Source organism: Corynebacterium sp. zg254 (genome assembly GCF_024701495.1).
GTDB classification, from domain to species: domain Bacteria; phylum Actinomycetota; class Actinomycetes; order Mycobacteriales; family Mycobacteriaceae; genus Corynebacterium; species Corynebacterium zhongnanshanii.
The window spans coordinates 42,200-60,290 of sequence record NZ_WIAR01000004.1 but is presented as its reverse complement, the minus strand read 5'-3'; the positions used below and the strand labels follow the sequence as shown (position 1 = coordinate 60,290).

The window sequence follows — 18,091 nt, the reverse complement described above, 5'->3', positions numbered from 1 at the left end:
CCTGTGTAGCCTGCCTGCTACTGTAAGTGCATGTCCGAATTGAACTCTCGTGCAGCCCGTCCGGATGACGCAGCACCGGCCGTGCAGACCGCTCCGTTCCATCATTCTGCCTATGTAGAGACAACGGTTCCTTTCCACCGTGTAGCTCTGTTGAATGAGCGTTATCGCTGGTGGCGCCCTGTTTTGGAGCTGCTAATCGCCGCGGTGCTGTACGGAGTGCTCAGCGTTCTTCTCTTCGTTGTCGTATATCTGATGATGGACCCCAGCGAGAGCGGGTCGTCTGACGATTCACTACTCCCCATGGATGACATGAGCGATCCCGTATTCATATTTTTCCTGTTGGGGTCCCTGGCGATTCTGATCCCTGCGTGCTGGTTCGGCATCCGCTTGGGCTCGGGCCGCGCGTGGGGTTTCGCCTGGTCGGTGGCCGGCCGAGTGCGTTGGCGCTTGTTCTGGGCCGGGTTGTGGCGAATGGCGTTTGTGTTTCTTGGTCTGTTCCTGATTGGCAGGGGGGCGTCAATTGCCGATAATGGCCCCGACGCCGCGGTTCTCCAACCTCAGGCCCTCGGCCTATTGATAGTGGTCTTTACGATGGTTCCTGCGCAGGCCATTGCGGAGGAACTGGTGTTTAGAGGTGTGCTCCCCCAGTTCTTGGGAGCGTATGTTCGCAACCCGTGGATTTGTTATCTGGTGCCGTTGGTGCTGTTCACGGTAGCGCACGACTACAACTGGGTGGGTCTGATCGACATCACGGTGTTTGCTGCGTGCATGGCTCTGCTGGCGCATAAGACGGGTGGCCTTGAGCTGCCGATGGCTTTGCACATTGCCAATAATGTGATGGTTTTTTCGAGTGGAGTCTTCGAGGTTAATGATGTGAATGCCACCGAGATTCCTTGGGAGTCTGTGCTCTTTTCTTCCGGGTTGACGATCGTGCTGACGATTTTCTTCCTGTGGAATCGACAGTTGAAGGAGATGTGGGAAGGCGACCGGACGCGGGTGTTCCTGCCGCCGGAACACCCGCTTGCTCCGGATGAGCCGCTCGTGGCAGCGCCTCCGCAGAGCGTGGCGGGAGCGGCGTTAGTGTACGAGCCTGCGCAGCAGGGCACGCGCACTGCAGCTCCGCGAGGCAGGCGCACGCAGCCGCCAGCGGGCGCGCAGCCCGCAAAGCTGCCAGCGGGCGCGCAGCCCGCAAAGCCGGCCGCGCCGGGGCACTCAGCGCAGCCCGAGCAGCCGGCGCAGCCGCAGGCTACACAATCTCGCCCTCTTCCTGAGCAGCAGTCTTCTTCGGAATAAAGAAGGAGCTCGCCACAGACAGCGCCAGAATGCCAGCCGCCACAAGGAACGCCGTGGTGTAACCGCCCGAGGACGTAGCGCCCTCGGGGGAACCGGCCACCTGGAACACCGGAAGGATCGCGAAGGAAATACCAGCACCCAAGTTAAAGGCCGCCGAGTTCATACCCGGCAAGAAACCCTCGTACTCCTTCGGGCTGTTCACCACACCCAAGTTGTTCAACACAATATTTCCAATGCCCGCATACGTCACACCCAGCAGAATCACCGCAGCCACCAGCACAAACACAGACTGGACGCCCACCAGCGCCAGCACCAGCAGCAGCACTGCCGAGGAAACATTACCCACGCGCAACAGCCGCCCGTAGCCCACCTTCGGAGCAAGATTTCCAGCAAACGGACCCACAAACCAACCAATCAGGGCATACGGCGTCAACAGCAATAAGGACGCCATACTCGGACTCAAACCAAAACCAGCCGAAGGGTTCTGAGCCAAAGACACAGCCACACCATTTACCGCAGCGAACACACCCGTCATCGTCAACACCGTCGTCAACAACAGGCCCCACGTATGACGACGCTTCAGATACTTCGGCGCCACCAACGGCTGCTCATGCCGCTTCTCCCACTTCCAAAAGACAGCGAACATCACCAAGCACAGCACCACCGCACCGACCACAAAAGCCCAGTTCGCAGCCGCTGCCTTGCCGGCCTCATTCGCAGCCAACGTCACAGCGCACACGGACACCACCAAAAACAGCGCGCCCAACCAATCCATCCGAACACCCTCAGACGGACGAGACTCCGGAGCCCACAACGCCACAAACACCACTGCAATCGCCCCCACAATCGCGATCAGCCAGAACACCGAACGGAATCCCCAATGGTCCGCCATCCAGCCAGCAACCAGCACATCCAAACCAGCCACTCCCCCATTGATCGCGGCAATCAAGCCCATCAAGGTACCCAGGCGCACCTCGTTCTTCACCTGGCTCCGCAAAATAATCAGCGTCATCGGAATCGTCGGCCCCGCAATACCCTGCAGCGCACGCGCCACTAACAACACCCCAATATTCGGAGCCAGCGCCGCGGCCAAACCACCCAGCGCCATCACCGACAACATAATCAGCAAAATCCGCCGCCGCCCCACGATGTCGGACAACCTCGGCAAGAACAGCCCGCACAGCGCACCGCCAGTGAAAAACGCGGTCTGCGTCAGCCCCACCGTCGCCTCATCCGTGTTCAACTCCCGCGCCATCGTGCTCAGCACCGGAGACAACATCGACGCATTCAGCTGAAACGCCACCGCCGCCGCAATCAACACCACCATCAACAGTGGTAAACCGCCGCGGCGAGAATCCACCGGATCCTTTATTGCCCCGACGCCAGCCTCACGCCCAACACTCTCATGAACACTCATAAGCTCTACTCCCTAAAACCTGTGTCACCGATGCGCGTCAGCGCATCGACCAAAACCGACCAAAATCTCTCAACATCCACATCACACGCAACGTAATGCTTGGGGATGGGAACTATTGAATCGGAGGCTTCGGCGTCGTCGGCAATTCCTAACGACGACGGCGAGTTCCCACCACCCTGCGCATTCCACGTACGACGCAGGTCCACGATCGTCTGGCCCCGCGCGTGGGCACCCTGCGTCTCCACAGCAACCGGCGCCCGCACCACCCGCAGCACCGACGGATCGGCCACCGCCGCCACGGCCAAAGGATCATGCATCGGCGGGCCAGGATAGTGACGCTCCTTCATGTACGCCGCGCCGAAAAACTCAATCAACTCCGCAACGAACTGGGACACATCCGTGCCCACAGTCTTCAACTGCTCCAAACGCTCCGGCACCGCAAGCACCTGGTGCGTCACGTCGAGCCCCACCATCGTCACAGGCCACGGCTCCTCGAACACGATCTGAGCAGCCTCCGGATCGGCCAGGATGTTGAACTCCGCGGCGGGAGTCATGTTGCCCGTGTGATGGCCGCCGCCCATCAACGTCACGCCGCCGACGCGCTCCACGAGGTGCGGATACATGCGCGCGAACAGCGCAATGTTGGTCAGCGCGCCCGTGGGGACGAGGGTCACCTCGCCGGGGGCGTGGGCCTCGATGATCTCCGCGATCAGATTCACCGCATGCGTGGAGGCCAGCTCCACATTCGGAGTTGGGAGGGTTGGGCCGTCCAGGCCGGAATCGCCGTGGATCTCCTCCGGGATCAGCTGCGGGCCCAGCAGAGGGCGAGACGCGCCCGCGGCGAAAGGGATGCCGTGGATGTTGCCGACGCGCGCGACGGCGCGGGCGTTGGCTGTGACTTTTTCCAAGGTTTGGTTGCCGGCGACGGTGGTCACCGCCAACAGGTCGAGGTTGGGGTTGCCGTGTGCGAGGAGAAGGGCGATGGCGTCGTCGTGGCCGGGGTCGCAGTCCAGAATGATTTTCTGCGGTGTGCGTGGTGGTGAATGCTGATCGGTAGTCATGATATTCATGGTGCCTGAAGTTTCGGCGCGGCGCGAGGGGCGGTGCGGTGCTGTGGTGCGCTGCGAGGGGCGGCGCGATGTGGGCGGTGCTGTGGTGTGGGCTGTGAGCAGGGGCGCGCTGCTGTGGTGTCAAGCGTCGCGCTGCTGAGCCTGGGCTCCGAGGGCTTTCACCTCAGCGGCGTTTGCGTAGCTGGTTGCCGCGCCGCGCTTTTGCGTGGCCAAAGCGCCGGCGGCGTTTCCGAGGCGGCAGGCTTCAACCAGAGTCGCACCTTCCGCCAGGGCGGCTGCGACTGTGCCAACGAAGGCATCTCCGGCGCCCGTTGTGTCAACCACCTGGTCCAGCTTTACCGCAGGAATCCAGACGGCTTCTGCGGCCGAGCGGCCTTCGTCGACCACCACTGCGCCCTGCGCGCCGAGGGTCACGACCACCGACTGCGATAGTTTCGTGAGCTGTTCTAGCACCTGCTCGATAGGCGTGTCGAAGTCTAGTTCCAGCACGTCACGAGCCTCGGTGGCATTGACGATCAGAGGGTTCGCGGTGCGCAATAAGTCCTGGTCACGCGTGGTCACCGGCGCCAGATTCAACACAAGCCTGGAGTCTGAATTCTGCACCAGGCGTGGCAGAAGCGCGCTGTGCTCAGGGGTGAGTTCACCCTGTGCCAAGACCACTGGCACGCTCCCCTGCTGCCGTAGTCGCTGGACTGTGGGCCTTTGCAGCGACGGGTTCACCACCTGATTCGCACCAGAGGTCACGATGATGATGTTCTCGCCCTCCGAGTCGTTCATGATGAACGCCTGGCCAGTGGGCAGATCGGTGTGCTCCACATACTCCACATTCACGCCGCGGTCTTGGAGTTCTGCGACGGCCATGTCGCCGTTGGGGTCGTTGCCGACAGCGCTGAGCAGCACGGTGTGTGGACCCATCAATGCGCAGGCCACCGCCTGGTTGGCGCCCTTGCCGCCCAGTGATTGGGGCCCTTGCTCACCGATGATGGTCTCGCCTGCGACGGGGAACTTGTTGACTGATACGAAGGTGTCTACGTTGATGGTTCCGCAGACGACGACTGTGGTGCTCATAGGATGTACGCTAACACTGCCTGATTGCTGTTTGTATGTCGAAGGGTGTCTGCGAACGTCGAATGGATTTTCCTGAGAATACAATAAGCCCAGGTCAGGAAAGTGGCATTGAAAATGCGATGTATCGAGTCGACGTTCTAAGACACTCTCTGTGAAAAAGAAGGTCTAAACAGCAGCCAGCAAGCTTCAGGCAGCTGGCGACAGCATCAGGTATGAATAGCTGGCTGTCGGCGACAGCATCAGACAGCAAGCTTTAAGCAGCAGACCTCTAACGCTGATCCTGAACAGCAGCCGCCTGACGCGCAGCCGCCACATCAGGGGTGGCGGTGCTGACGCGTGCAGTGCCTGCGGTGTCGAAGGCAGCTCCGCCGCCTTCGCAGGCACCATTCAAAGAACAGGAGCCGCAGGCATTGCCGCTGGCACATTCCGCGGCGGTTGGCTGGTTACTAGAGCCGCAGCCGTGTTGCGAAGCAGCGCTACCTGCAGTAGCACTACCTGCAGCAGCGCCGTTCGCAGAAACATGGTCACCGCACGCTCCATCAGCACACGCATCGCCAGCACCAGCCTCACCCGTGCCGCACGCTCCAGCATCACCATCAGCCGATCCGCAGCCGCAGCCCCCATCCTCAGAGCAGCAGCCGCCCTCAGCCGAAGCCTCCGCCGCCTTACGCCGTGCATCGATCTGAGCAAGCGCATGCGCCGCCATCCCGGCACCCATCCCCAGAAGCACCAGAGCGCCGATCACCAGCATCGCGATAATCAGCCACAGGAACCCGGACGCCCTCAGGGACACCAGGGCAGCCCCCAGCAGCGCCAGTCCCGCGCCGGCCCATGCCGGCCCGGCAATCTTGTGCCCCATGACCCACATCTCTTTGGACTTCCGAACCTCCGGGATTCGCAAACCAATCACGGAGTTACCAGGCAAAATACCGGCAATTCCCGCGGCGCCGATAGCCAGAATCGCCACGCCAAGCACTGCCAGGATCACGGTCAAGACAATCATGTTATCCAGTGTAAACCCGGTCTACTACAATGGCTAAACATGACTAACCCTGGCAATTCCGCAACCCCCGAAAACAGCGCGTTCCGTTACACTCCTCAGCTCGCGGCTGCGATTGAGAAGAAGTGGCAGCAGTATTGGTCTGACCAGGGAACGTTTAATGCCGCGAACCCTGTTGGCCCGCTGTCTGATGGTTCGGATTTGCCGCAGGATCGCAAGTTTATCCAGGATATGTTCCCGTATCCGTCGGGCGTTGGCCTGCATGTCGGCCATCCGTTGGGTTACATTGCCACGGACGTGTTTGCGCGTTTCCACCGGATGAAGGGCGCCAATGTGCTTCATACGTTGGGGTACGACGCCTTCGGTCTCCCAGCCGAACAGTACGCGGTTCAGACCGGCACTCATCCCCGGACGACCACGATGGCGAACATTGAGAACATGGAGCGTCAGCTGGGGCGTTTGGGATTGGGGCATGACAAGCGCCGTGCGATTGCGACGACGGATACGGAGTATTACCGCTGGACTCAGTGGATTTTCCTTCAGATTTTCAACTCGTGGTTTGATCCGGAGGCCACGAACCCTGCTGGTGGGAAGGGTGCTGCTCGTCCGATTGCGGAGTTGGAGGAGAAGCTGGCTGCTGAGCGCGAGGATTGGGCAACCTTAAGCGCTGCGGAGAAGCAGGAGATTCTGGATGAGTACCGGTTGGTGTACCGCTCGAACTCGACGGTGAACTGGTGCCCAGGCCTGGGCACTGTGCTGGCGAATGAGGAGGTCACGGCTGATGGCCGTTCGGAGCGCGGCAACTTCCCCGTGTTCCGGAAGAATCTTCAGCAGTGGATGATGCGTATCACGGCGTATTCGGACCGTCTGATCGATGATCTGGAGTATTTGGATTGGACGGACAAGGTCAAGTCCATGCAGCGCAACTGGATCGGGCGGTCCCGTGGTGCGGAGGTGACGTTCCAGTCCCCAGCGGGCGGCATTGATGTGTTCACGACCCGTCCGGATACCCTGTTCGGTGCGACGTACATGGTGCTCGCCCCGGAGCATGAGCTGGTGGATCAGTTGGTAGAAGCCGCTGGCGAGGGCGCCTATGAGGGGGTTGATGAGCGGTGGACGTACGGCTCGGCGTCGGTATCTCAGGCGGTAGAGGCCTACCGTGCGGCGATCGCGGCGAAGAGCGACCTGGAACGCCAGGAAAATAAGGAAAAAACGGGCGTTTACCTGGGCGTTCACGCGATTAATCCGGTGAACGGCGCGGAGGTGCCGGTGTTCATCGCCGATTACGTGCTGACGGGGTACGGCACCGGCGCGATCATGGCCGTGCCGGCGCACGACACGCGCGACTACGAATTCGCGACAGTGTTTGGGCTGCCAATCGTGGCGGTGCTGGACGGCGACGTCAGCCAGGAGGCGTTCGTGGGGGATGCGGCGCACATCAACTCGAAGAATGACGCCGGGCTGGACCTGAATGGGCTGGGCAAGGCGGAGGCGATTGACTCCGCGATCGCGTGGCTGGAGAGCAACGGCGCAGGTCATGGGAAGATTCAGTACAAGCTGCGCGACTGGCTGTTCGCTCGGCAGCGTTACTGGGGCGAGCCGTTCCCGATTGTGTACAGCAAGGATGGGGTGGCGCACGCGCTGCCGGAGTCGATGCTGCCGGTGGAGCTGCCGGAAGTGGAGGACTACAAGCCGGTCAGCTTCGACCCGGAGGACGCGCAGTCCGTGCCACAGCCGCCGCTGGCGAAGGCGACCGAGTGGGTGAATGTCACGCTGGATCTGGGCGACGGCAACGGCCCGCAGGAGTACGTGCGCGATACGAACGTGATGCCGCAATGGGCCGGCTCGTCCTGGTACCAGCTGCGCTACATCGACCCCACGAATGACGAGAAGTTCGTGGACCTGGAGAACGAGCGCTACTGGGTGGGGCCGCGTGAGGGGCGTCCGTCGGGTGGTGTGGACCTGTACGTCGGCGGTGTGGAGCACGCTGTGCTGCACCTGCTGTACTCGCGTTTCTGGCATAAGGTGTTGTTTGACCTGGGGTTTGTCTCCTCGTTCGAGCCGTACCACCGCCTGTACAACCAGGGCTACATCCAGGCGTACGCCTACACGGATGCGCGCGGCGTGTACGTGCCCGCCGAGGAAGTCCAGGAGCGGGACGGCAAGTTCTACTACGTGCCGGCCGAGGGCGCGGAGAAGTCCGGATTTGTTGTGGGCCAGGAAGCTGAGGTCTTCCAGGAGTACGGCAAGATGGGCAAGTCGCTGAAGAACGCGGTGTCCCCGGACGAGATCTGCGACAGCTACGGCGCGGACACGCTCCGTGTGTACGAGATGGCGATGGGGCCGCTGGACACGTCGCGCCCGTGGGCCACGAAGGACGTTGTGGGCGCGCAGCGATTCCTGCAGCGCGCGTGGCGCCTGGTGGTGGACGAGGCCACGGGCCAGCCGCGGGTGTCCGACGCTGAGCTGACCGATGACGACCTGCGCGCATTGCACCGCACGGTTGCCGGAGTGCACGAGGACTATGCGGAGCTGCGGGACAACACCGCCGTGGCGAAGCTGATTGAGTATGTGAATTACTTGACGAAGACGTACGCGTCGGCGGCTGAGGGCGCGCCGCGCGCGGCTGTGGTTCCTTTGGTGCAGATGCTGTCCCCAGTAGCGCCGCACATCGCGGAGGAGATGTGGTCCATTCTGGGCGGCTCGGACACCATCACGTTTGAGCCGTTCCCAACGTGGGACGAGAAGTGGTTGGTGGATGACACCATCGAGCTCCCTGTACAGGTCATGGGCAAGGTTCGTGGCCGTATTGTGGTCGCGGCGGATGCTTCCCAGGATGAGGTTGAGGCGGCAGCGCTGGCCGAGCCTAACGTTGCAGTGCATATTGAGGGCAAGACGATCGCCAAGATCATCGTTGTTCCTGGCCGTATGGTTAATATTGTCGCAAAGTAGGTGCGCAGCGCGGCGCGGCAGCTGCTGGTAGCGAAGCAGTGCCGCCGCGCGCAGCTTCTATAGATGCTGTGCCATCCAGCGCGCTGTATGACAGCCGCGCAGCAGTTTCCCAGCCGCGCAGCGCTGCTTCATCGGCAGCGTCTCAACGAGGAAGTGTCTTAGAACGTCGACTCGATGAGCCTCCAAAAAATCCAAAACTCTCTGACCTGCGGTTTTGGAAAACCGCGTTTCATCGAAACTACGTTCTAAGACACTTCCCTTTGTAGCCAGCAGAAAAGCCTACGGCAGCAGCTTCGCCGCAAGCACAACCAGCCACAAAGCCTACGGCAGCAGCGCGAACACGAACACGTCCACGCGCACCTGCGCGTTCTTATCAATAGTCGTGCCTGCAGAGATGGACTGGTGCGCCACGGTATCGACCTTCAGCAGGTCGTTTGTGCTGGTCTCAGTGCGTTCCACGCCACCGCCGGTCCAGCCGGCGCGCCGCAGTTCATCCACAGCATCGCTGTACTTCATGCCGGTCAAGTTCGGCATAGAGATCTGGTTGTTACGGGACACGGTCAGGGTGATTTCGGAGTCCCGTTCCATCCGCTGGCCTTCGCCGGAGGCGCTGAGCACCTTGTTCAGCGGCTCTGGCGAGTCCACCTGCTTGACGGTCACCTTGAAACCGGCTGCTTCAAGCTTGGTGCGCGCGTCGTCCAGGTCTTGACCAGAAACCGTCGGCACGGTGGCTTTTTCCTTGCCTGTGGAGACGGTGATCGTGACCTTCGTTCCCACAGACACGTGCGTCCCTTGCGGCGGGTTTTGCGTGATGATGTTGCCGGCGGGGACGTCGTCGGAGGTATCTTCTCGCACTTCGGAATTGAGCTGCAGTTTTGCGTGCCGTAGTGCGTCGGAGGCTTCGGAGGTGTTCATGCCGGTGAGGTCGGGAACTTCGGTAAGTTCTTTACCTGCGGAAATGAGCAGCGTGACGGTGGAGCCTGACGGTAGGGTGGATCCTTCGCCGGGGTCGGTGCCGATGGCGTTGCCGCGCGCGATGTCGTGGTCGGGCCGTTCTTCTGTGGTGACTTTCAGGCCGAGGTTGGTGAGTTCTTTTTCGGCGATGTCGCGTGGTTTGTTGGCGACTTTTGGCAGGGTGACGTCGTGGCTGCTGTTGCTGCTGCTGTTGTTATCGTCGATGACCCGGTAGCCGATGTACCCGCCCGCGCCGAGCAACAGGAGGGTGCTGATGGTCCAGAGGGCGATGGTGGTTTTGCTGCGGCGTGGTGCGTTGTCTTTTTCTTCTACGACGCCCGCCTCGCCCTCTTCCGGGCCTCCGTACGGTGCTCCGGTGTGGTTGGCGTGGTTGTAGTTGGGGTTGCTGGGCTGTCCGGAGGTGTTCTGTCCGGCCTGGTCGTAGGCGGTTTCTGGGTAGGCATTGGCTGAGTTGGCGCCGGGCTGTTGTGTGGGGAGGATGGTGGTTTCGGGGTTGTTGTCAGCGCCCCCAGCAGCGCCGGCAGCGTCCGCACCAGAGCCAGCTGCACCGGCAGCTCCAGCTAATCCAGCGCCTGCGGCTCCGGCAGCACCGCCGGCCAAGCCGGCAAGGCCGGCCCGGCCCGCGCCGCCAGCACCAGTACCACCCGCAGTGCCATCGCCCTGCGCTTCCTCCGTGTACGGCTGCGCGACCAGCGGCAGCTGGTCGTCGGCGAGGCGCCGCAGGTCGGTGGCCATCTGTTGGGCGTCGTCGTACCGGTCGGACGGAGACTTCGCCATGGAGGTCAGAATGATGGAGTCCAGGGACAGCGCCTCGCGCTTGGACAGGTGCATGCCGGGTACGCTGGAGGGGTTTTTTACCTGGTCTTGGACGTGTTGGAACGCCACGCTGAACGGGGATTCACCCTGGAATGGCGGCTGGCCGGTGGCGAGTTCGAACAATACGCAGCCTGCGGCGTAGATGTCAGACCGGGCGTCGGCGGATTTGCCGCGTGCTTGCTCGGGGGACAGGTATTGCGCGGTCCCGATCACGGCGGCGGTTTGCGTCATGGCGGAGGAGGAGTCGGATAGCGCGCGGGCGATGCCGAAGTCCATGACTTTCACCATGCCGGTGTTGGTGATCATGATGTTCGCGGGTTTGATGTCGCGGTGGATGATGCCGGCTTCGTGGCTGAAGTGGAGGGCGTCGCAGACTTGCGCCATGATGGTGGCGGCTTCGCTGAGGCTCATGGTGCCGCGGTCTTGGATGATGTCGCGCAGCGTTTCGCCGTGGACGCGTTCCATGACGATGTAGGGAACGGCTTCGTCGTATTCGGGGGTTTCGCCGGTGTCGTAGACGGCGACGATGGCTTGGTGGTTGAGCTTCGCGGCGTTTTGGGCTTCGCGGCGGAAGCGTTCCAGGAAGCTGTGGTCGCGGGCGAGGTCGGGTCGCATCATTTTGACGGCTACGTCGCGGCCGAGGAGTTCGTCGGTGGCTGCGTAGACAACGGACATGCCGCCTGTGCCGATTTTGGCACTGAGGCGGTAGCGCCCGCCGAGGGTTGTGCCGATGCGATCCACGGTGTTGCTCCTTTGTGTGTGACCCGGGGTGTGGGGACTCTAGCCTATCGATGTTAGTGCATGTTGGGGGTTTGGGGTTAGGCGTCGTTGGCTGGGGGTTGTTCTTTTCCTTCTTCGACGCCGAGGTTTTCTATCGCCGCGGCCGATGGTTGGTTGTCGGCTGGTGGGTTGTTGGGGCTTGGGTCGTCGGGTTGTGGGAGGGGGTTGGTGGGAGGTGTTTGGGGTCGGGTGGTGTGTGGGGGTTGGGTGGTGGTTGGTTGTGGACGGCTGGGTTCTTCGGTGGGTGTGGTGGGTTCGTTGGTGGTGGTGTTGGTGTCTGGGGTGTCTGAGGTGGTGGTCTCGGCTGTGGTGCGTTGGCGGGTGGTGCGTTCGGTGGTGGTGAGTGGGCTGGTGGTGGTTTCGGGTGTGGTGATTTCGCTGGTGATGGTGGTGGTTTCGGTGTCGTTGGTGTCGGAGGTGGGGTCGGCGAGGTAGAGGTAGCCGGCTACGCCGATGGCTGCGAGTGCGAGCAGGCTGGTGAGGATGAGGGGGGTGTTGGTTTTGTTTTTCTTGGTGGGGCGTCCTTGGTTGTTGGAGTTGTTGCGTGGGTTGTTGGCATTGCGCTGCACTGGGCCTTGCTGCGCAGCGCCTTGCTGCGTGGACCCTTGTTGCGCTGGGGCTTGCTGCGTGGGCCCTTGCATGGGCGGCACGCTGGTGCCGGTGCCGGTGGCGACGGCACCCAGCTGCTCGGTGAGTGGATGGGTCACTGACACGTTGGGGACGTGGTCCGGCTGGGGTGGCCGGTGGCCGTCGGCGACCAAAGCCATGGCGCTGGCCATTTCTTTGCCGTCGGCGTAGCGGCTGGCGGGATCCTTACGCAGGCAGATGGCGATAAACTCGCGCATCTGCGGGCTGACGGTGTGGGGCAGTGGGCTGGGGTCTTCGGAGATGTGCTTGATGGCGACGGACACGGTGGTCTCGCCGGTGAAGGGGCGGCGTCCGGCGAGGCATTCGTAGCCGACCACTCCCAGGGAGTAGACGTCCGAGGCCGGCTCGACGTTCAGGCCTTGGGCCTGTTCGGGGGAGACGTACTGGGCGGTGCCGACCACCATTCCTGTGCGGGTCAGCGGGACTGCTTCAGCGGCTTTGGCAATGCCGAAGTCGCTGACCTTGACCCTGCCGTCGGTGGTGATGAGGAGGTTGCCGGGCTTGATGTCACGGTGCACCATGCCCGAACGGTGGATCTCCTCCAGGCCGGTGGCGGCCTGCGCGAGGAGGTCCGCGACCAGCGGCTCGGAGAGCGTCTTCTGACGGCCGAGCACGTCCGCTAACGCTTCACCCTTGATGTATTCCATGACGATGTAGCAGAAGATCAGGCCTTTGTAGCCGGTGTCCTCGTGCACTTCGCCGTAGTCGTAGGTGGTGACGATGTTGGGGCTGTTGAGCCGCATCGCTGCTTCGGCTTCGTTGCGGAAGCGGGTGCGGAACTCGGTGTTCTCGGTGTATTCGGGCCGCAGGATCTTGACGGCCACGTCCTTGGGTGGGGTGTGGTTGGTGTCCTTGGCGAGCCAGACGGTGGACATGCCACCGTGCCCAATGATCCATTGGAGCTGGTAGCGCTGCCCGAGGAGGCGCTGCAAGTGGTCGATGTCCGAGCGGTCCACGGACCCCGCGCCGGGGTTCGTCGGATTGAGATTGTCGTCAGTACTCATGCTTACTGCCCCTGTTCTGCCGCGCGAATCACCGCGCGGCCGATTGGTGCTGCCACCGATCCACCGGTGGCACCTTGCCCAGCGTTACCGCCGTTTTCCACCAGCACTGCCACGGCAACGTCCGCGGTGGTGGAGAAGGCGATGTACCAGGCGTGTGGGTTGGAGTTGCGGGAGTCCTCGCCGTGCTCGGCGGTGCCCGTTTTGGAGGCGATGGAGGCGTCGCCGCCGGCGTGCTGCTCCGCCCCGATCATCAGCTCCTTGAGCTGCTGTGCCACTTGTGGGGTGATGGGGTCGTTGACCTTCTTGGCTTTGGTCTTGCGGATGGGGGAGAGGTCCGCGCCGGTGATCTGCTTGATGAGGTGCGGCTCCATGCGCTGGCCACCATTGGCGATGGTGGCGGCGATGACCGCGTTTTGCAGCGGGGTCAGGGCGATGTCGCGCTGGCCGATGGAGGATTGTGCCAGGGCGGCGCGATCTTGGATGTCACCGATCCTGGAATCGACGACGGGAATGCCCACGTTATCCAGGCTCTCACCCACGCCGAAGGCACGGGCCATGTTGGTGAAGTCCTCGATGCTGTGACGGTTCACCAGATCTGCGAAGGCAGTGTTGCAGGACTCTGCGAAAGCCTGGCGCAGGGTGGTGGTGCCACCGCCGGCGCAGGTGGAGCCGGCGTAGTTCTCCAGGGTTGTGGTGGTGTCCGGCAGAGTGATCTGCGGAGCCGCAGTGACGGATGTGTCCGGGGACTCCCCGGCGGCCAGCGCCGCGGCCGTGGTGATGACCTTGAACGTGGATCCAGGGGGCTGGATCTGTTGCGTGGAGCGGTTCAAAAGTGGGCTGTTGGCGTCGGTGTTATAGGCGGTAAACGCGTTATCAGCAGCTTCGGTGTCCTCCTGCACGATGGTGGAGGGGTCGTAGGACGGGGTGGAGGCCATGGCCAGGATTTCGCCCGTGGACGGCTTCAGCGCCACGACGGAGCCGGAGTAGCCGTTGTTGGCGAGCTGGTCGTAGGCCACTTGCTGCACGGCGGGGACCAGGGTGAGGTCCACGTTCGCGCCGGCGACCTTCTTGCCGGTCAGCTGGTCCCAGGTGCGGGCGGCGAAGAGGGAGGGGTCCTCGCCGGTCAGGATGGAGTTCTGGGACAGCTCCACGCCAGCGGCGCCGTAGCGGTCGGACAGGTAGCCGATCACGCTGCCGTAGGTGCCGGGATTGGCGGGGTAGCTGCGGTGGTAGTAGCCCTGCGCGTCCGCGGTGGATTCCGCGAGGAGCTGCCCGCCGGCAGTGATGGCGCCGCGCTGTTGCGTTTTGGCGGCCAGGAACTGGCGGGAGTTTTTCGGGTTGTTGGCCAGGGAGTCCGTGGAGAAAGCCTGGATGTAGGTCAGGTTGACCAGGAGGACTACTACCAGGAGGAAGCCGAAGATGGTGACGTTGCGGATTGCTTTGTTCATCGTGCATCAGCTCCTGGAGTTGAGGGGGTGCGGACTTCGGCGGCACTGCGGATCTCCGCGGCGCTGCGGGCGTCGGCGCTGATCCTCAGCAGCAGCGCCAGCAGGATGTAGTTGGCGAGCAGGGAGGATCCACCGTGGGACAAAAACGGTGTGGTGAGGCCGGTCATCGGCATCAGGCGGGAGATACCGCCGGTGACCACGAAGATCTGCACGGTGATGGTCAGCGCCATGCCGGCGGCGATGAGTTTTCCGTAGGAGTCTCGGGCGATCATGGCGGTGTGGAAGCCGCGGTTGATGAGCACCAGGTACAGCAGCAGGATGGCGGCCAGGCCGATCAGGCCCAGCTCCTCACCGAAGGCTGCAAGGATGAAGTCTGAGTGGGCGACGGGCACGTTCTCGGGGTAGCCCTGCCCCAGGCCGGTGCCGGTCACGCCGCCGAAGGACATCCCGAACAGGGCTTGGGAGAGCTGGAAGCCGTTGCCGTCGTAGTGGGCCAGGGGGTCCACGAAGTTGTTCACGCGGTCCTGGATCTTGGCGCTGATCTGGTACACGCCCACCGCACCGATGGCGGCCAGGCCGAAGCCCAGGATCAGCCAGGAGGCGCGCCCGGTGGCCATGTAGAGCATGCCCAGCACGGTGCCGAACAGGATCAGCGCGGGGCCGAAGTCGTTTTGCGCGGCCATGATGACCAGCGCAATGCCCCACACCAGGAATAGCGGCCCCAGGTCACGCAGACGCGGGAACTGCAGCCCCATGAAAGTTTTCCCGGCCACGGTGAACAGGCGCCGCTTTTGGATCAGCAGTCCGCCGAAGAACAGCAGGAGCAGCAGTTTGGAGAACTCTCCGGGCTGGATGGAGAACGGGCCGATGGAGATCCACACGTTGGCGTCCGCATTAAGGCTGGTGGGCCACACGATGGGCAGCGCGGACAGGATCAGCCCGGCAAGGCCCATGATGTAGGTGTAGTTCTGCAGGCTGCGGTGGTCTTTGAGGAAGATCACCACGGCGCACATCAGGCCCACGCCCACGAAGGTCCACATGATCTGTGATTTCGCCAGGTTCCAGTCCGTCGCCATGTCCAGCCGCGTGATCATGACCAGTCCGAGCCCATTGAGCAGCGCCACGATGGGCAGCATGATCTGGTCGGCCTTGGGGGCTCGCCAGCACAGGACGAGGTGTGCGATGAGGAAGATGGCGAAGAAGCCGCCGGTGACGGTCAGTGCGGAGGAGCTGATGGTGGCGTTGGTGGTGTCCCCGTCGGGTCCTTGGGGGATGCCGGCTCCGTTGGCGCGGGAGAGGTCCAGTGCGATGTTGGCGACGAGCATGAGCACCGCGGTGGCGAGCAGCAGCAGTGCTTCGGTTTTTCGGCGGAAGATCAGCATTTACTTCACCTCTCGGCAGGACACTCCGGGGGTGGTGAGGTCCTCTGGGTTGCTGGAGTTGGATGTTCGTGTGACGCACGCGGGGAGGGTGCGTTCCGCGAGCCTGTGCACTTGGTTCAGTGCTTCGTCGTAGTTGGTGTTGGGGAGGTTGCTGATGGCTCCGCGGGCGACGGGGGTCAGGTCGTCCGTGCGGAAGTGGTGGCAGTCCTTGCTGCCCATTTTCGGCGCCTTGGTGCCGGCGGGGTAGGTGGTGACTTTTTGGTTTTCCGCCAGGCAGATTTCTTGGTATTTGCTGTTGAGTGTGTTGCCGAGGATGCTGTCTCGCTTGCCGTTGTAGATGGCGATGCGGCCGTCCTCTTCGGCAACGTAGTAGCTGTTCTTGGCGTTGTTCCAGAGGATGTATCCGCTGGTCGCGAGGCCTGCCAGGATTACGAGCGTGACGATCAGCGCGATCGTGAGGCCGCGCTTTTTCTTCCGGCCGCGGGCGGGTTCGGCGCTGACTGCTGGTTGTTCATCGGTGCGCGGGTGGCTGTTTTTATCGTCATCGACGCCGAGGTTCACGTCCCTCCCGCGTCCCTTTGAACGTGAAGCCTTCCGCGCGCCGGTGTGTCCGCGCGCGCGGGAACCGGCGGCAGCGCCAGCCGCAGCGCCAGCGGCCTGAGAGCTCGCAGCATCGGCAGCACCGCCGCCGGCTTCCTGTGCGGACTTCTTGGAACTGTTCTGCGCAGCATCAGTCCCAGATTCAGAACCAGCGTTGGTGCCGTCCTCAGCACCGGCCTTGGCGGATTCCCCAGCGCCAGCACCATCCCCAGAACTCTGCGCAGGCCTACTGGTGGTCTGCAGGTTCAGCGCGGCCGCGCGAGAGGCCGCGGTGTTCGGCCGTTCGGTGTCCGTGACTTTCCCGGCCACGGCGCCGGCCACGATGGGCGCAGCCGGCAGGGTGATGGAGGGGTCTGTGGCGTGGTTGGAGGCGGCGTCGAATTCAATGACGTCCCCGATGACCACGGTGACATTGTCCGGCCCGCCGGAGCGCAACGCGAGTTCCACCAGGCGGCGGGCGGAGTGGTCGGGCGTGCCGGTGGAGAGGGCTTCGTGGATGGTGTCGAAGCTGACGGGGTCCGAGAGGCCGTCGGAGCACAGCATGAAGCGGTCACCGGCTTTGACCTGGAAGGTGGTGAGCGTGGGTTCCACGGGCCGGCCGGTGAGCGCTTTGAGGATCAGGGAGCGCTGCGGGTGGTTGCTGACGTCTTCGGCGGCGAGTTTTCCTTCGTCCACGAGGGATTGCACGAAGGTATCGTCTTTGGTGATTTGTTGCAGTTCGCCGTCGCGCAGGAGGTATCCGCGGGAGTCGCCCACGTGGCACAGGGCGGCTTCATTATTACGGAACAGCAGGGTGGAGAGGGTGCAGCCCATGCCTTCCAGTTGTGGGTTTTCGTCCACGTGCAGCGCGATGGCCTGGTTGCCTTCGTCCATGGCTGTGGCGAGCAGGGTGGTGAGCCTGTCGTGCATGGTGGGTTCGTCCAGCAGCGGGGAGTCCAGGGGCCGGAGTGCGTTGATGAGTAGCTGGCTGGCGACTTCTCCGGCGGCGTGTCCGCCCATGCCGTCGGCGAGTGCGAGCATGCGTGGGCCTGCGTAGGCGCTGTCTTCGTTGTTTCCGCGGACGAGTCCTCGGTCGGAGTAGGCGGCGTAGTTGAGGGTTAGTGTGCTCACTGTTCCATCCTTACGGAGGTTTGTCCCACTCTAAATTCGGAGCCTGCGTAGAGCCGTTCGGGCTGGTCGATGCGTTGGGTGCCGATCCAGGTGCCGTTGCGGGAGTCTACGTCTTCGAGGTACCAGGCGTTGCCGTGGCGGATCAGGCGCGCGTGTGTGCCGGAGGCGAAGTCGTCTTCCAGGATGAGTGTGCAGGTGGGGGCGCGTCCGATGGTGATTTCTGTGTAGCCCTTGAGTTTGAGGGTGGTGCCGGTGAGTGGTCCGGTGGTGAGGACCAGGCTGTGTGGTGGTTTGTTGCCGAGTTCTTTGCGTGGCTCTGGTCGCGCCGGGGCGGGCATGCCGGGGCCGCCGTGGATGGGTTGGAGGTCTTTGCTGAGTCCGGCTGCGTCGTTGGTGTCCTTGCGGAGTGCGCGGATGCTGAGCCAGATGAATAGCCACAGGAGGAGCAGCAGGCCGATTTTGGCCAGCAGTAAGAGGGTGGTCTGCATTGTTCCTTTGACTCCTTCTGTGTCCGGGGTTCCGGGCGGG

12 protein-coding genes are annotated in these 18,091 nt (G+C 62.8%); 2 read left to right on the top strand and 10 right to left on the bottom strand.

Going from position 1 to position 18,091, the window contains the following annotated elements; translation table 11 throughout:
• Window positions 1–30: 30 nt before the first annotated feature.
• Window positions 31–1,293 carry a CPBP family intramembrane glutamic endopeptidase gene (locus GC425_RS09145; protein WP_151844811.1) on the top strand — a complete coding sequence of 421 codons (1,263 nt, stop codon included), beginning with the start codon at window positions 31–33 and terminating at the stop codon, window positions 1,291–1,293.
• On the opposite strand, the gene GC425_RS09140 is transcribed toward GC425_RS09145, so the two are convergent.
• From GC425_RS09140 to GC425_RS09125, 4 genes are all read right to left on the bottom strand, one after another.
• A complete protein-coding gene (locus GC425_RS09140; RefSeq protein ID WP_231699798.1) occupies window positions 1,247–2,710 on the bottom strand; it encodes an MFS transporter in 1,464 nt (487 codons plus the stop codon). The two genes, GC425_RS09145 and GC425_RS09140, sit on opposite strands and share 47 nt — an antisense overlap.
• Before the next feature lie 5 nt (window positions 2,711–2,715).
• Window positions 2,716–3,771 carry a nucleoside hydrolase gene (locus GC425_RS09135; protein ID WP_151844810.1) on the bottom strand — a complete coding sequence of 352 codons (1,056 nt, stop codon included), beginning with the start codon at window positions 3,769–3,771 and terminating at the stop codon, window positions 2,716–2,718.
• Between the two features lie 129 nt (window positions 3,772–3,900).
• Window positions 3,901–4,848 (bottom strand): ribokinase, encoded by a 948-nt coding sequence (locus GC425_RS09130; RefSeq protein ID WP_151844809.1) that lies wholly within the window; start codon window positions 4,846–4,848, stop codon window positions 3,901–3,903.
• Window positions 4,849–5,116: 268 nt separating this feature from the next.
• A complete protein-coding gene (locus tag GC425_RS09125; RefSeq protein WP_151844808.1) occupies window positions 5,117–5,851 on the bottom strand; it encodes an SdpI family protein in 735 nt (244 codons plus the stop codon).
• Window positions 5,852–5,890: 39 nt separating this feature from the next.
• Between GC425_RS09125 and leuS the strand changes: the two genes are divergently transcribed.
• Complete coding sequence (gene leuS / locus GC425_RS09120; protein WP_151844807.1) at window positions 5,891–8,800, top strand: leucine--tRNA ligase; 2,910 nt, start codon at window positions 5,891–5,893, stop codon at window positions 8,798–8,800.
• 321 nt (window positions 8,801–9,121) lie between these two features.
• On the opposite strand, the gene GC425_RS09115 is transcribed toward leuS, so the two are convergent.
• The 6 genes from GC425_RS09115 to GC425_RS09090 form a co-directional block, all read right to left on the bottom strand.
• Window positions 9,122–11,332, bottom strand: a complete 2,211-nt coding sequence (locus tag GC425_RS09115) for a Stk1 family PASTA domain-containing Ser/Thr kinase (protein ID WP_151844806.1) — start codon at window positions 11,330–11,332, stop codon at window positions 9,122–9,124.
• A 77-nt stretch (window positions 11,333–11,409) separates the two neighbouring features.
• Complete coding sequence (locus GC425_RS09110; protein WP_151844805.1) at window positions 11,410–13,023, bottom strand: serine/threonine-protein kinase; 1,614 nt, start codon at window positions 13,021–13,023, stop codon at window positions 11,410–11,412.
• Between the two features lie 2 nt (window positions 13,024–13,025).
• Window positions 13,026–14,471, bottom strand: a complete 1,446-nt coding sequence (locus GC425_RS09105; protein ID WP_151844804.1) for a penicillin-binding transpeptidase domain-containing protein — start codon at window positions 14,469–14,471, stop codon at window positions 13,026–13,028.
• A complete protein-coding gene (locus GC425_RS09100) occupies window positions 14,468–15,853 on the bottom strand; it encodes an FtsW/RodA/SpoVE family cell cycle protein (protein WP_151844803.1) in 1,386 nt (461 codons plus the stop codon). The genes GC425_RS09105 and GC425_RS09100 overlap by 4 nt, the downstream gene beginning before the upstream one ends.
• Window positions 15,854–17,563 carry a PP2C family serine/threonine-protein phosphatase gene (locus GC425_RS09905; protein WP_269434235.1) on the bottom strand — a complete coding sequence of 570 codons (1,710 nt, stop codon included), beginning with the start codon at window positions 17,561–17,563 and terminating at the stop codon, window positions 15,854–15,856. It lies immediately after the preceding gene.
• Window positions 17,560–18,051, bottom strand: coding sequence for an FHA domain-containing protein (locus tag GC425_RS09090; RefSeq protein ID WP_151844802.1), 492 nt, complete (start codon window positions 18,049–18,051; stop codon window positions 17,560–17,562). Before GC425_RS09090 ends, GC425_RS09905 begins: the two co-directional genes overlap by 4 nt.
• Window positions 18,052–18,091 lie beyond the last annotated feature (40 nt).

What these genes read in the sequence shown, in the direction of transcription:
- GC425_RS09145 (WP_151844811.1), top strand. Translation starts at nt 31, where the DNA reads ATGTCCGAATTGAACTCTCGTGCAGCCCGTCCGGATGACGCAGCACCG.
- GC425_RS09140 (WP_231699798.1), bottom strand. Translation starts at nt 2,710, where the DNA reads ATGAGTGTTCATGAGAGTGTTGGGCGTGAGGCTGGCGTCGGGGCAATA.
- GC425_RS09135 (WP_151844810.1), bottom strand. Translation starts at nt 3,771, where the DNA reads ATGACTACCGATCAGCATTCACCACCACGCACACCGCAGAAAATCATT.
- GC425_RS09130 (WP_151844809.1), bottom strand. Translation starts at nt 4,848, where the DNA reads ATGAGCACCACAGTCGTCGTCTGCGGAACCATCAACGTAGACACCTTC.
- GC425_RS09125 (WP_151844808.1), bottom strand. Translation starts at nt 5,851, where the DNA reads ATGATTGTCTTGACCGTGATCCTGGCAGTGCTTGGCGTGGCGATTCTG.
- leuS (WP_151844807.1), top strand. Translation starts at nt 5,891, where the DNA reads ATGACTAACCCTGGCAATTCCGCAACCCCCGAAAACAGCGCGTTCCGT.
- GC425_RS09110 (WP_151844805.1), bottom strand. Translation starts at nt 13,023, where the DNA reads ATGAGTACTGACGACAATCTCAATCCGACGAACCCCGGCGCGGGGTCC.
- GC425_RS09105 (WP_151844804.1), bottom strand. Translation starts at nt 14,471, where the DNA reads ATGAACAAAGCAATCCGCAACGTCACCATCTTCGGCTTCCTCCTGGTA.
- GC425_RS09100 (WP_151844803.1), bottom strand. Translation starts at nt 15,853, where the DNA reads ATGCTGATCTTCCGCCGAAAAACCGAAGCACTGCTGCTGCTCGCCACC.
- GC425_RS09090 (WP_151844802.1), bottom strand. Translation starts at nt 18,051, where the DNA reads ATGCAGACCACCCTCTTACTGCTGGCCAAAATCGGCCTGCTGCTCCTC.